At 77.1% G+C, this 12,673-nt stretch carries 12 protein-coding genes; 9 read left to right on the top strand and 3 right to left on the bottom strand.

Translation table 11 applies throughout. The features are described 5' to 3' along the window. Nucleotides 1–55: 55 nt before the first annotated feature. Nucleotides 56–1,006, bottom strand: a complete 951-nt coding sequence (locus tag I3F54_RS03820) for an alpha/beta fold hydrolase (protein ID WP_240117130.1) — start codon at nucleotides 1,004–1,006, stop codon at nucleotides 56–58. Between the two features lie 513 nt (nucleotides 1,007–1,519). On the opposite strand from I3F54_RS03820, the gene I3F54_RS03815 reads away from it, so the two are divergent. The 9 genes from I3F54_RS03815 to I3F54_RS03775 all read left to right on the top strand — a co-directional run bounded on the left by I3F54_RS03815 (nucleotide 1,520) and on the right by I3F54_RS03775 (nucleotide 10,519). After that, on the top strand, nucleotides 1,520–2,209 hold the full coding sequence (locus I3F54_RS03815) for an SRPBCC family protein (protein WP_240117129.1): 690 nt from the start codon (nucleotides 1,520–1,522) through the stop codon (nucleotides 2,207–2,209). 34 nt (nucleotides 2,210–2,243) lie between these two features. Continuing rightward, nucleotides 2,244–2,957 carry a response regulator transcription factor gene (locus I3F54_RS03810; protein ID WP_240117128.1) on the top strand — a complete coding sequence of 238 codons (714 nt, stop codon included), beginning with the start codon at nucleotides 2,244–2,246 and terminating at the stop codon, nucleotides 2,955–2,957. Continuing rightward, on the top strand, nucleotides 2,954–4,342 hold the full coding sequence (locus I3F54_RS03805) for a HAMP domain-containing sensor histidine kinase (RefSeq protein WP_240117127.1): 1,389 nt from the start codon (nucleotides 2,954–2,956) through the stop codon (nucleotides 4,340–4,342). Before I3F54_RS03810 ends, I3F54_RS03805 begins: the two co-directional genes overlap by 4 nt. Before the next feature lie 91 nt (nucleotides 4,343–4,433). Then, nucleotides 4,434–4,814 carry a hypothetical protein gene (locus I3F54_RS03800; protein ID WP_240117126.1) on the top strand — a complete coding sequence of 127 codons (381 nt, stop codon included), beginning with the start codon at nucleotides 4,434–4,436 and terminating at the stop codon, nucleotides 4,812–4,814. Beyond that, complete coding sequence (locus I3F54_RS03795) at nucleotides 4,811–5,788, top strand: FAD:protein FMN transferase (RefSeq protein ID WP_240117125.1); 978 nt, start codon at nucleotides 4,811–4,813, stop codon at nucleotides 5,786–5,788. The genes I3F54_RS03800 and I3F54_RS03795 overlap by 4 nt, the downstream gene beginning before the upstream one ends. After that, nucleotides 5,785–6,471 carry a ferric reductase-like transmembrane domain-containing protein gene (locus tag I3F54_RS03790; RefSeq protein WP_240117124.1) on the top strand — a complete coding sequence of 229 codons (687 nt, stop codon included), beginning with the start codon at nucleotides 5,785–5,787 and terminating at the stop codon, nucleotides 6,469–6,471. Before I3F54_RS03795 ends, I3F54_RS03790 begins: the two co-directional genes overlap by 4 nt. Then, complete coding sequence (locus I3F54_RS03785; RefSeq protein WP_240117123.1) at nucleotides 6,468–7,811, top strand: NADH-ubiquinone oxidoreductase-F iron-sulfur binding region domain-containing protein; 1,344 nt, start codon at nucleotides 6,468–6,470, stop codon at nucleotides 7,809–7,811. Before I3F54_RS03790 ends, I3F54_RS03785 begins: the two co-directional genes overlap by 4 nt. Beyond that, complete coding sequence (locus tag I3F54_RS03780) at nucleotides 7,802–8,041, top strand: ferredoxin (protein WP_240117122.1); 240 nt, start codon at nucleotides 7,802–7,804, stop codon at nucleotides 8,039–8,041. The genes I3F54_RS03785 and I3F54_RS03780 overlap by 10 nt, the downstream gene beginning before the upstream one ends. Nucleotides 8,042–8,185: 144 nt before the next feature. After that, nucleotides 8,186–10,519, top strand: a complete 2,334-nt coding sequence (locus tag I3F54_RS03775) for a heavy metal translocating P-type ATPase (RefSeq protein ID WP_240117121.1) — start codon at nucleotides 8,186–8,188, stop codon at nucleotides 10,517–10,519. Between the two features lie 260 nt (nucleotides 10,520–10,779). Here the strand turns inward: I3F54_RS03775 and I3F54_RS03770 are convergent, their stop codons facing one another. Next, nucleotides 10,780–11,415, bottom strand: coding sequence for a response regulator transcription factor (locus I3F54_RS03770; RefSeq protein WP_240117120.1), 636 nt, complete (start codon nucleotides 11,413–11,415; stop codon nucleotides 10,780–10,782). Then, on the bottom strand, nucleotides 11,412–12,668 hold the full coding sequence (locus I3F54_RS03765) for a sensor histidine kinase (RefSeq protein WP_240117119.1): 1,257 nt from the start codon (nucleotides 12,666–12,668) through the stop codon (nucleotides 11,412–11,414). The genes I3F54_RS03770 and I3F54_RS03765 overlap by 4 nt, the downstream gene beginning before the upstream one ends. Between the last annotated feature and the right edge of the window lie 5 nt (nucleotides 12,669–12,673).

The raw sequence follows: 12,673 nt of genomic DNA, 5'->3' as shown, positions 1-12,673 counted from the left end.
CCGGCCCCGCGGCCGCAGGCCCGGCTGCCCGGGACCCGGACCGCCGGGAGCCCTCCTACGGACGCCGCCGCCGGCGACGGGCGCGGACCCGGGGCAGCCCGTTGCCACCCGCCGCATCCGCCGCACTGCGGGCCATCAGTTCCAGCAGCAGCTGGTTGACCTCGTCGGGACGTTCCAGCGGCAGCAGGTGCGAGGCCCTCGGTACCACGGCGAGTTCGGCGGAGGGGATGCCGGCGGCGAGGGTGGCGCTGTGCGAGGCGGGCGTGATCTGGTCCTGAGCGCCCACCGCCACGAGCACCGGGCACCGGGCCAGCACGGGCAGGGCCGCCAACTGGTCGTGCGCCATGAGCGCCGGATAGCAGGCGGCGATGGTCATGGTCGGCACCCGGGACATGGCCTGGATGGTGAGCCGGGCGGCGATGGGGTCCACCGGGTCCCCGTACAGCAGCGGACGGCTCAGCCGGAACGCGATCCGGCCGGTGTGGCGGCGCACGATGTCCACGGCCCGCGGCACGCGGGCCAGCCGCGGCAGGCCGGTGGCCAGGGCCAGATGCAGGACCCGCGCCGCCGCGGGCGGCAGCCCCATCGGCGTGCCGTTCAGCTGCCCGGCCGATGTCGACAGCAGCCCCGTCCCCGCGATCCGGGTCCCGAACAGCTCGGGGCACGCGGAGGCCAGGGCCATGATCGCCATGCCGCCCATGGAATGGCCGACGAGCACCACCGGCCCGGCCGGGGCGGTGGCTCCCAGCACCTGGCGGAGGTCCTCGCCCAGACGCTCGACCGTGACCGGGGCCGCGCCGAGCGTGGAGCGGCCGTGGCCGCGCTGGTCGAACACGACCAGGCGGGAGACCCGGCCGAGGTCGGGGACCTGGAACTGCCAGGCGGTGGCATCGAGCATGTAGCCGTGGCAGAGCACCGCTGTCAGGGGTGCGTCCGGGTCACCGGAGACGGCGACGTGAAGACGCGCGCCGTCGTCCGTCGTGACCGTGGTGGCCTGCGCGGACATGCCCTCCATTGTCTCCGCCCGGTGCCCGTGTCACACAACCGGCGGTGATCCGCGACGCTCCCGGAACGCCCCCGCCGCCCGGCCCGGCGTCGCGGCCTGAGGGGCGTCCGTACGAGGCGACGGCCGCTCCCGGCGTCCGGCGGCGGGACCGGGCGGCCCGGTGTCCGGCCGGGACCGTCGGCTTCCCCCGGACGGGTGATGCCACCGCCCGAGGACCGTCCGCGCCCGGTCGCACCGCAGCCCGTGCCCGGACGCCGCACACGACCGGCGAGGCGCGCGGCGGCAGGACCGGCCGGGCGCCGGCGACCGGGCGGCCGCGAGCGAGCACGGAGCGGGCGTGAGGCGGAACCGGCCCGGTGCCCGGGCGACCGGCCGGGCACGGGACAGGACCGGTCGGCCCCACCACGGGACCGACCGGCACTCGCGCGGCCCGCCTTCGAACAGATATGCCGGGAGCAGGCGACCGGCTCCGCCGGCAGCCAGGTCCGCTCCCCGACGACCAGGGAGGACACCATGTCCCAGCAGCCGGAATGCGGGCGGCGGCGGGCAACCCGCCTGCTGCCCCTCACGCTCTGCGCGGCGGCGGTGCTCTACGCCCGGCGGCTGCGGCCACGCCTGCTGAGCTGGGGTGCGACACCGGACGAGGCAGCTCGCGACTACCCCGGCGACGAGCTGTTCCCCGACGCCGACACCACCTCCACCATGGCCACCACCCTGCCCGCGCCACCCGAGGAGGTCTGGCCCTGGCTGGCGCAGATGGGAGGCGATCGTGCCGGCTGGTACAGCTGGGACCGCCTCGACCACTACGGAGAACCGAGCGCGGAGCGCATCGAGCCCGACTGGCAGCGACTGGAGGAGGGTCAGCGGCTGACGGCGACGCCTGACGGCAGTGCCTGGTTCACCGTGGCCCGCCTGGAGCCGAACCGGACCCTCGTCCTGCGCTCCGACCTGCGTCTGCCCGGCGGCCACTCGTTCGACCCGCAGCACGACGCCGTACCGCGGGCGCGCGCGGACGGGATCTGGGCCTTCCACCTGCGGCCGGCCCCCGACGGCGGAACCCGCCTGGTGGTCCGCACCCGCGGTCGGGGCCACCCGCGTCCGCTCACCCGGCTGTTCGACCTCCTGGTCGGCGAACCCGCGCACTTCGTCATGCAGACCCGCCAGTTCCACAACCTGCGCCACCGGGTCGGCGCCCCGGCCTGACGCGGGCCCCCGGACCGGAAGGCGGCCGACACCCATGAGCACCCGGGCCACCGACAGGGACGGCAGCACGCGCGTCCTGGTGGTCGAGGACGACCGGGGCATCGCGGAATCCCTGGTGCGCGGGCTGCGGCAGGCCGGATACGACGTCGAGGGCGTCCGGACCGGCCGGGCGGCCCTGGCCGCCCCGTCCCCCGACGTGGTGCTGCTCGACCTGGGACTCCCCGACGTCGACGGCGTCGAGGTCTGCCGCCGGCTCCGCGCCCGGTCGGACGCCGCGATCATCGCCGTGACCGCGCGGGGCGAGGAGGCGGACCGCGTGGTCGCCCTGGACGAGGGCGCCGACGACTACCTCGTCAAGCCGTTCGGCCTGGCCGAGCTGCTGGCCCGGATCCGGGCCGTGCTGCGCCGCCGGCGCCCGGCCGTACCGGAGATCCTCCGGTACGGGCCGCTCGCGCTCGACCTGCGCACCCGGCACGTCGCGGTCGACGGACGCACGGTGACCCTGACCCCGAAGGAGTTCTCCATCCTGGAGTGCCTGGCCGCCGACCCCGGCCGGGTGGTGAGCCGGCAGCAGATCCTGGAACGGGCCTGGGACGCCCACTGGTACGGCCCGACCAAGGTGCTGGACGTCCACGTCGCCGCGCTGCGGCGCAAACTCGCCGCACCGGGCCTGATCGAGACGGTCTACGGGCACGGATTCCGGCTCGGCACGGTCCGCGCGAACCCGCGGCCGGAGGAACGGCCGTGACCCGCCGCATCACCTGGACCCTCCTGACCCTCACCTGCGTGCTGCTCGTGCTGGCGGTCGTACCGCTGGCGGTGTCGATGACGGCGCGCGAGCGCGTCGCGTACCGCGACAGCCAGCGGGCCGCCACCCGCGTGATCGCCGCGGCGGCCGAGGAGCACCTCTCCGACCACAAACCCGCGACCACCATGCAGCGCGAACTCGCCGCCGCCGCCCGGGCCGGCGACTGCGCCGCCGTGTACGACGCCGCCGGTCGCCCGGTCGCCGCCACCCCCTGCGCGGCGGCGCGGGGGGAGGAAGCGCGCGACCTCGTGGCGGAGGTGCTGGCCGGGCACGAACCGGAGCCACCGGAGAACGAGGGCCGGTTGCTGACGGCAGAACCCGCCGGCGAGGTGCGCCAGCCCGCCGGAGCCGTCGTCCTGGCCCGCTCCGCGTCCCCGCTCGACGCCCGCATCGCCGCGATCTGGGGCTGGTCCGCGGCGATCGGCGCGGCCGGGCTGGCCGCTTCGGTCCTGCTGTCCGCCCGCCTCGCCCGCTGGGTCAGCCGCCCCCTGTCCACGCTGGACGCCAGCGCACGGCGACTGGGCGAGGGCGCCCTGGGGGAACGGGCCGACGTCGGCGGGGGACCGCCGGAGGTGCGCCGGCTGGCCGCCACCTTCAACACCATGGCGGCGCGCACCGAGGCGCTGGTGCACGGCCACCGGGCCGTGATCGCCGATGTGTCCCACCAACTGCGCACCCCACTGGCCGCACTGCGGCTGCGGCTCGACGTCCTCGCCGCCGGGGCCGACCGCGACACCGCGGCAGAACTCACCGCCGCCCAGGAGGAGATCGCCCGGCTGTCCCGGCTCGTCGACGGGCTCCTCGCCGTCGCCCGCGCCGAGCAGGCCACACCCCGTCCCACCGCCGTGCGGGCCGGGGAGGTGGTGGCCGAGCGGGTGGCCGCCTGGACACCCGTCGCCCAGGAGCGGGGTGTGCGGCTGACCGGCGTGTCCGACGGGCCGGCGCCGACCGTCGCGCTGGGTGCCGGCCACCTGGAGCAGATCCTCGACAACCTGATCGCCAACGCCGTCGACGTCGTCCCCGCAGGCGGGACGGTCACCGTCGACCACCGCACCGAGGACCGCACGGCCCGGGTACGGGTGCGGGACGACGGACCCGGGATGACGGACGGAGCGAAGGCGGTCGCGTTCCGCCGGTTCGGCAACCCCGAGGCCAGGGGCACCGGACTCGGGCTGGCCATCGTCCACCGGCTGGTCACCGCCAACGGCGGCACCGCGCGGCTGGAGGACACCCCCGGCGGAGGTCTGACCGTCGTCCTGGACCTCCCGCTGTGGCCCAGGGACGGCGGGGGAGGGGCGGTGCGCCGAGATCTTCACCGGTTCTGAAGAAGACGTGAGCTGGTTCCTGAGCAGCACGGGCACAGGCTGGAGAGTGCACGCAGCCGATCCGGGCCGCACGTCCACCAGGAGCGCTGCCATGACCTTCCCGCCCCCCGACTTCGACCCGATCGTCCCCCCGGCGCCCTCCGCGCACGCACGCGAACGCGGCCTGCGCCGCAGCCGCCGGCTGACCCGGTGGATCACCGTCACCGCCGCGGCCGGCGCCGCCGCCCTCGGCGGCCTGTACACCCACCTCCTGCCGGGCGGTTCGGCCGCCCCCGCACCGCCGTCGCCACCGGCGCGGCAACCGGCGGCGTCCCCCGCCACCACCGCGGCCGACGACGACAGCGGGCACGGCGGACCGGGCGAGGACGACGGCGGCGGCGCCACCCCCGCGGCACCGGCGGCGCCCCGGCCCCCGGCCCAGCCCCCCGCCCCCACCGCGCAGCAACCGCACACCACGACGGGCGCGTCATGACCGCCCGCGCCCCGGCACCCCCGCCCGCCCGGGTCGTCTTCCCGGCCCTGGGCACCACCGCCGACCTCCTCGTCACCGCCCCGGACACCCTGCCCGCCGCCACGTCCCTGCTCCGGGCCGAACTGGCCGCCGCCGACCTCACCTGCAGCCGCTTCCGCCCCGACTCGGAACTCACCCGCGTCAACCTCGGCGCGGGCGTCTCGACGACGGTCAGCGCCCGCTTCGCGGAGGCCCTGCATGCCGCCCTGCGGGCCGCACGGCTCACCGGCGGAGCCGTCGATCCGACGGTGGGCAACGCCGTCATCGCGCTCGGCTACGACCGCACCTTCGCCTCCGTCCGCCCCGAGGACGCCCGCCCCGTGCCCGTGGGCAGCCCGGCGCCCGGCTGGCAGCGGATCGACTTCGATCCGCGTACCCGCAGACTGCGGCTGCCCCCGCACACCCGCCTCGACCTGGGCGCCACCGCCAAGGCCCTGGCCGCCGACCGCGCCGCCCGCCGCGCTGCCGCCACCACCGGCAGCGGTGTCCTGGTCAGCCTCGGCGGCGACCTGGCGGTCGCCGGGCCACCACCGGAAGGGGGCTGGCGGATCTCACTCGCCGACGACCACGCACGGCCCGGCACCCGGCCGGGACCCGCCGTCGCCGTGACCAGTGGAGCCCTGGCCACCTCCGGCGTCCGGGCGCGCACCTGGCGGCGCGGCGGACGCACCCTGCACCACATCGTCGACCCGGCCAGCGGGGAGCCCGCCCCGTCCGTCTGGCGCACCGTCACCGTCGCGGCCGCCAGCTGCGTGGACGCCAACACCGCCAGCACGGCAGCGGTCGTGTTCGGCGACCGGGCCGTGCCCTGGCTGCGCGATACCGCCCTGCCCGCGCGGCTGACCGGCCTCGACGGCACCGTCGTCAGGCTCGCGGGCTGGCCGGCCGACACCCGAGCCCCCGCCCCCGCCCCCGCCCCCGGAGGACCGCGATGACGCCCCTCGCCCTGAACGGCAGCCCCCTGTGGTACGCCGGCCGCGCCGGTGGGACCCTCGCGCTGATCCTGCTCACCGCCACCGTGGTGCTCGGCATCGCCTCCGGCGGACGGGCCGCGCCCCGCCGGATCGGCCGCTTCGAGATCGGCCTGCTCCACCGCAACCTGTCCCTGCTCACCCTGGCCTTCCTCGCCCTGCACGTGGCGACCGTGCTGCTCGACCCGTTCGTCCACCTGGGCTGGGCGGCGGCCGTGCTGCCGTTCGGGGCGTCGTACCGTCCGCTCTGGCTCGGCCTGGGCACCGCCGGGTTCGATCTGCTGCTGGCGGTGCTGGCGACCAGCGCGCTGCGGCTGCGGCTGGGAGGGCGGCGCTGGAAGGCGGTGCACCGGACGGCGTACGCGGCGTGGCCGCTCGCCCTCTTCCACGCCGTCGGGACCGGCACCGACACCCGGCTCCCGCTCCAGCTGTGGCTGTACGCCGGGTGCCTGGCCGCGGTGGTGGCCGCCGTGTGGTGGCGGCTCGCCAGGGCCGGTCCGGGCCGGGTCACCGGACGCCTGCTGGCGGCCCTGTCCGCCGGCGCCGTCCCGGTGCTGCTGACCGTGTTCCTGGCCGGCGGGCCGCTGCAACCCGGCTGGGCCCACCGCGCCGCCGCCGCGGCGATCACGCTCGGAGGCGGACGGTGAACGGCCGGACCCCGGAGCCCCTCGCGCCGTACGGCACCACGGCCGGAGACGAGGATCCCGCCGCGGACCGGCTGCTGGCAGGGTGGCGGGAGACCGGCCGCCCCGCCGACCTGGCCGGCCACCTGCGGCAGCACGGGCCGCCCCCGGTGGCCGCACGGGCCGGCTCCACCACGGCGGCGGACCTGGCGGACGCGGTCGAGGCGGCCGGTCTCACCGGGCGCGGCGGCGCCGGATTCCCCACGGCGCGCAAGCTGCGCGCCGTCGCGGCCGCCCGTGGCCGCGCCCTGGTCGTCGTCAACGCCATGGAGAGCGAGCCCGCCAGTCGCAAGGACCAGTTCCTGCTCGCCGTCGCACCCCACCTCGTCCTCGACGGTGCCGTCATCGCCGCGAGCGCGGTGGGCGCCGACACGGTCCACGTGTGCCTGCCCCGCCTCCGTCACGCCCAGTTCCAGCGGCTGGGCGCGGCCGTCGAGGAACGGGTGCACGCCCGCCTCGATCCGGTGCGGGTGCGTCTGCACGCCCTCCCGCACGCCTATGTCTCCAGCGAGTCGACCGCCCTGGCCCGCTGGCTCGGCGGGGGGCCGGCCCGCCCCCGCGGCAGCACGCCGCACCTTCACGACCACGGCGTCGCCGGGCGCCCCACCCTCCTCCACAACGCCGAGACCCTCGCCCATCTCGCCCTGGTCGCACGGTACGGACCCGCCTGGTTCCGGCAGGCCGGCACCCCCGGGGAGCCCGGCACCACACTCGTCACCGTCTCCGGCGCCGTCACCGCCCCGGCCGTCCTGGAGGTCGCGCTCGGCACGCCGATCGACACCGTCCTCGACCGCGCCGGCGGGCCCACCGAGCCGTTGCAGGCGGTCCTGATCGGGGGCTTCGCCGGGACCTGGCTGCCGGCGGAGCACCTGCCGACCCCCTTCACCCGGCACGACCTGGCCCCGCTGGGCGCCGCACCGGGCGCGGGCGTGCTCGTCGCGCTGCCCGCCTCGGCCTGCGGGCCGCGTGAGACGGCCCGCATGCTCTCCTACCTGGCCGCCCAAGGAGCCCGGCAGTGCGGTCCCTGCCGGTTCGGGCTGCCCGCCGTGGCCGGGGACTTCACCACGCTGGCCGCCGGACGGGCCGACCCGGAGCTGGCGTCCCGGCTGCACCGCCGGACCGCCCTGCTGCCGGAGCGCGGTGCCTGCCGCCACCCGGACGGCGCCGCCCGCCTCGCCGCCTCCGCGCTGCGGACCTTCGCCGGGGACGTCGGCCGGCACCTCACCCGCGGCGCCTGCCCCGCGGCCCACCGGCCACCCCGGATCCCCGTACCACCCGCCACACCACCGGAGACATGGCGATGACCCGCATCCGCAACGGCCCCCGCACCCTGCGCGTCGACCGCATCGCCTGTACCGGCCGGGGCCTGTGCGCAGAACTGCTCCCCGAACTGATCGCCCTGGACGAGTGGGGCTACCCCGTCGTCGCGGACCCGGCCGTGCCCGGTCGGCTCCGTGCCCACGCCCGCCGGGCGGTCGCCGCCTGCCCGCGCCTGGCCCTGCACCTCGACGGCACCCGGCGTCACCCCGGGTGAACCCGCCGTGACCGCACCGGCTGTCCGGCCCTGGAGCAGGGCCGGACGTCCCCTGCCGCCGGACCGGTCGCGCGCGTTGTGATGGAGGGGGAGGCGACGGACGGGAGCCGGCCCGGCCGCTGCCCGGACGGACCGAGGTACGCCATGGACCACACACCCCTCCGCGAGCGGCTGCGCCGCCCGGCCGCCGAGGGCGCCTCCCCGCGGCTCGAAACGGTGCTCCTGGCCGTCACGGCGGCAGCCCTCACCGCCGGTGTCGCCGCCTGGCTCCTCGGCGCCCCCGGCCCGGCGGACCTGTTCTGGGCGCTGGGCACCGTGTCCGCCGTCGTGCCCGCGGTGGGGTGGGTGCTGGCCGCCCTGCGGCACGGGCACGCGGGTGTGGACCTCATCGCCGTGCTCGCCCTCGGCGGGACACTGGCCGTCGGCGAGTACCTGGCCGGTGCCCTGATCGCGCTCATGCTCGCCACCGGCCGCACCCTGGAGGCCGCGGCCCGCCGGCGCGCCTCCCACGATCTGCGGGCCCTGCTGGAACACGCGCCGCGCTCGGCGCGCCGCCGCACGGACACCGATGTCTCCACGGTCCCGCTGGACGAGGTCGTCGTCGGCGACCTGCTCGTCGTCGGCACCGGCGAAGTCGTGCCCGTCGACGGCCGCGTCGAGAGCGCCGCCGCCGTCCTCGACGAGTCGGTGCTCACCGGCGAGCCCCTCCAGGCCGAGCGGAGCCGCGGCGAACGGGTGCGCAGCGGCGCGGTCAACGCCGGTGCCGCCTTCGAACTGCGTGCCGACGCCACCGAGCGCGACAGCACCTACGCCGCGATCGTGCGGCTGGCCCGGCAGGCGGGGGCCGAGTCCGCGCCCGTCGTCCGGCTGGCCGACCGGTACGCGGCCTGGTTCCTGCCGGTGGCCCTGGCGGTGGCGGGACTGGCGTGGCTGCTCAGCGGCTCCGCGGTACGTGCCGTCGCCGTCCTCGTCGTCGCCACGCCCTGCCCCCTGCTGCTCGCCGCGCCGGTCGCCGTCGTCTCCGGCATCTCCCGCGCCTCCCGCCTCGGTGTGGTCGTCCGCGACGGCGGCGCCCTGGAGAACCTCGGGCGCGCCCGCACCCTTCTGCTCGACAAGACCGGCACCCTGACCCGCGGCCGGCCCCGTGTCCTCGACGTCACCGCCGCCCCCGACACCCGGCCCGCGGAGGTCCTCCGCCTGGCCGCGTCGCTCGACCAGTACTCGCCCCACGTCCTGGCCCGCGCCATCGTCGACACCGCCCGCGAGCGGGGGCTGGAGCTGTCGATCCCGGAGGACGTCACCGAGGAAGCCGGCCGGGGTGTCTCCGGACGGGTGGACGGGCACCCGGTCTCCGTCGGCCGGCCCGGATCCCCGGACGGCGCACGGCCGGCCTGGGCCACGTCGGTGGACAACCGCGCTCTCCTCGACGGCGCGGCCGTCGCCTGGCTCACCGTCGACGGGAACCCGGCCGGAGCCGTTCTGCTGCGCGACCCCCTGCGCCACGACGCCCCGCGCACCCTGCGCCACCTCCGGGCGGCGGGGATCCGGCGGCTCGTGATGCTCACCGGCGACCGCGCCGCGCCCGCCCGGGAGGTCGCCGCCGTCCTCGGCCTCGACGCCGTGAGGGCCGAACTCGGCCCCGCCGACAAGGTCGCCGCCGTCCGCGCCGAACGCGAGCGTGCGGTCACCGTGATGGTCGGCGACGGTGTCAACGACGCACCGGCGCTCGCCGCGGCCGACATCGGCGTCGCCATGGGGGCGCGTGGGTCCACCGCCTCCTCCGAGGCCGCCGACATCGTCCTGACCACCGACCGTGTGGACCGCCTGGCCGACGCCGTGGCCATCGCCCAGCGCGCCCGGCGGATCGCGGTGCAGAGCGCCCTGGGCGGCATGCTGATGTCACTGGCCGCCATGGCGGCCGCCGCCGTGGGGCTGCTGCCACCGGCCGTCGGCGCGCTGCTCCAGGAGGGCATCGACGTCGCCGTCATCCTCAACGCCCTGCGCGCCCTGCGTGTCGACCGTGCCGTGCGGCCGGCCCTCACCCCGGCGGCCGAGGCCCTCGTCCACCGGTTCGCCGCCGAGCACGACGATCTGCAGGACGTCCTCGAAGCGGTCCGGGACGCCGCCGACCGCCTCTCCGGCAGCCCCGGCCCGACCGCCCTGGCCGCGGTCGAGGAGACCCACCGGCTGCTGACGGAGCGGCTGCTGCCGCACGAGTACGCCGAGGAGCACCAGCTCTACCCGGCCCTCGCCCCCACCCTCGGCGGACCCGAGGCCACGGCCACCATGAGCCGCGCCCACACCGAGATCGAGCGCCTGTCCCGACGCATCGCCACCCACCTGCAACTGGCCCGCGCCGGGGGCGGACTGGCACCCGAGCAACTCGACGACCTGCGCTCCTGCCTCTACGGCCTGAACACGGTGCTGCGGCTGCACTTCACCCAGGAGGAGGAGAACTACTTCTCGCTCGCTCCCTGAAGCGGTGCCGTACCCAGCGCGGATCCCGGAGAGACGGCAGGTCAGCGGCCACTTCCGACGGAGCGGACCTCAGCCCGGTACGCCATGACGACGCCGATGCGACGCCTGTGCACGCCGGTGCCACGGCATCCCGTCTCCCGGGAACCTCCTGCGCACCGGACAAAGCCGCGGTGACCGGACACGGCCACGGGGTGGTCCGCCGTGCGCCCGCGTCCGGGTGACGGTCCGCGGGTGACGGGCGGCGGTCCGACGGTCCCCCGTCAGCGGCGGATCAGACCGAGGCCGGTCGCGGCGGCGACGGCGGCGGTGCGGGAGTCGACGCCGAGCTTGGCGTAGACCCGGGCCAGATGGGACTTGACGGTGCCCTCGGTGAGGTGGAGCCGCCGGCCGATGGCCTGGTTGGACAGGCCGTCGGCCACCAGGACGAGGACCTCGGTCTCCCGCCGGGTCAGGGCGGTGCCGGGCGATCGCAGCCGGTTCATGAGCCGGTCGGCGACCGCCGGGGCCAGGGCGGTCCGGCCGGCGGCGGCGGTGCGCACGGCAGCGGCCAGGTCCTCGGGCGGGGCGTCCTTGAGGAGATAGCCGGTGGCACCCGCCTCGATCGCGGGCAGCGTGTCCGCGTCGGAGTCGTAGGTGGTGACGACGACGACCCGTGGAGCGGCCGGGCGGGCGGTGATCGCGGCCGTGGCCTCCACCCCGCTCATCCCCCTGCCGAACTGCAGGTCCATCAGCACGACGTCGATGTCGCCCCCGGCGGCACGCGCGACCGCGTCCTCGGCGGTGGCCGCCTCGGCCACCACCTCCAGGCCGGGTTCGGTCTCCAGCACGGCACGCAGACCGGCCCGCACCACGGGGTGGTCGTCGGCGAGCAGGAGACGGATGGGGGGCGCGGTCACGGGCGGTCCTCGGGGGCGTTCGCGTGAGGGGAGCCGGCGGGAGCGGCGAGAGGAGGCACGGGGGAAGCCGCGAGGGGCAGCCGGGCGGTGAGGGCCGTGCCCTGGCCCGGGGACGACCGCACGGTCAGGGCACCTCCCAGATCGTGGAGCCGGGCGCGCATCGCCGCCAGCCCGAAGCCGCCGCTCTCGGGGTCCGGAGCGGGGAGCCGGCCGGGGGCGAAGCCGACACCGTCATCGACGACGTCCAGGGCGACGTGGTCCCCGAGGTGACACAGGGTGACCTCGGCGCTGGTCGCGTGTGCGTGGCGGACGGTGTTCGCGAGAGCGGACTGGGCGACACGCAGCAGCGCCACCTCGACGGCCGTCGGCAGGGGCACGGCCGTGCCGGTCACGCCGAAGCGGACGGTGATCCGGTGCCGCGCGCCGGTCGTGGCGCACAGGCGTCGCAGCGCGTCCGTGAGGGTCGTCCCCTCGAGCGCGGGCGGTGTGAGGGCGGCGACGAAGCGGCGGGCCTCGACGAGATTGTCCGCGGCGGCCTGGCGGGCCTGGGTGACGTAGCGGGCGGCGTTTCCCGAGCTGTCGGGCAGGGTGCGCTCGGCGGCACTCAGCAGGAGCTGGATGCTGGACAGCCCCTGGGCGAGGGTGTCGTGGATCTCGCGGGCCAGCCGTTCGCGTTCGGCCAGCACCCCGGCGGCGTGCTGGGCCTCGGCCAGGTCGGCGCGGGTGGCGGTCAGCTCCTCGATCAGACGCCGGCGCTGCTCGTTCTCCCGGTACAGGGCCTGGTACCCCCACACCACCGCCACCGCGACCGCGGCGCCGAGCGCCGGGCCGATCGCCATGGCCGGGCTGAAGGAGCCCTGGTGGGCGGCGAAGGCACCGGTCGCGGCGAGGGCGGTCGCGGCCACGGCGGCCAGGCCGGCGCGCCGTGGCAGCAGATGGAGCTGGAGGAAGTACAGGGGGAAGGCCAGCCACACCCCGTCCGCGGACAGCACCAGCAGCATCAGCCACGCGGCCTCCACGGCGGCCAGCCACCACACGGCCGCCCGGCGGGAGCGGCGGACCCGGGGCAGCAGTGGTCCGGCCGCGTACACCAGCCCGCACATCACCGCCACGGCGACGATCGCTCCGGCGTGCGGCCTGCCGTCGACCACGGCCCGGCCCCCGGCGAGGGCGAGCAGCGCGACGATCAGCAGATGCAGGCACCAGGCCAGGGCACGGGTGGTCGGGGTCAGGGCGGGAGCGGTGGTGTTCACAGTCC

The organism is Streptomyces sp. MUM 2J, assembly GCF_022414535.1.
Taxonomy (GTDB): Bacteria; Actinomycetota; Actinomycetes; order Streptomycetales; family Streptomycetaceae; genus Streptomyces.
This window is presented reverse-complemented; position numbering and strand designations above follow the sequence as displayed.

Excerpts from the sequence above, each read along its gene's own strand:
- I3F54_RS03795 (WP_240117125.1), top strand. The coding sequence starts at position 4,811 with ATGACCGCCCGCGCCCCGGCACCCCCGCCCGCCCGGGTCGTCTTCCCG.
- I3F54_RS03800 (WP_240117126.1), top strand. The coding sequence starts at position 4,434 with ATGACCTTCCCGCCCCCCGACTTCGACCCGATCGTCCCCCCGGCGCCC.
- I3F54_RS03815 (WP_240117129.1), top strand. The coding sequence starts at position 1,520 with ATGTCCCAGCAGCCGGAATGCGGGCGGCGGCGGGCAACCCGCCTGCTG.
- I3F54_RS03775 (WP_240117121.1), top strand. The coding sequence starts at position 8,186 with ATGGACCACACACCCCTCCGCGAGCGGCTGCGCCGCCCGGCCGCCGAG.
- I3F54_RS03810 (WP_240117128.1), top strand. The coding sequence starts at position 2,244 with ATGAGCACCCGGGCCACCGACAGGGACGGCAGCACGCGCGTCCTGGTG.
- I3F54_RS03780 (WP_240117122.1), top strand. The coding sequence starts at position 7,802 with ATGGCGATGACCCGCATCCGCAACGGCCCCCGCACCCTGCGCGTCGAC.
- I3F54_RS03790 (WP_240117124.1), top strand. The coding sequence starts at position 5,785 with ATGACGCCCCTCGCCCTGAACGGCAGCCCCCTGTGGTACGCCGGCCGC.
- I3F54_RS03820 (WP_240117130.1), bottom strand. The coding sequence starts at position 1,006 with ATGTCCGCGCAGGCCACCACGGTCACGACGGACGACGGCGCGCGTCTT.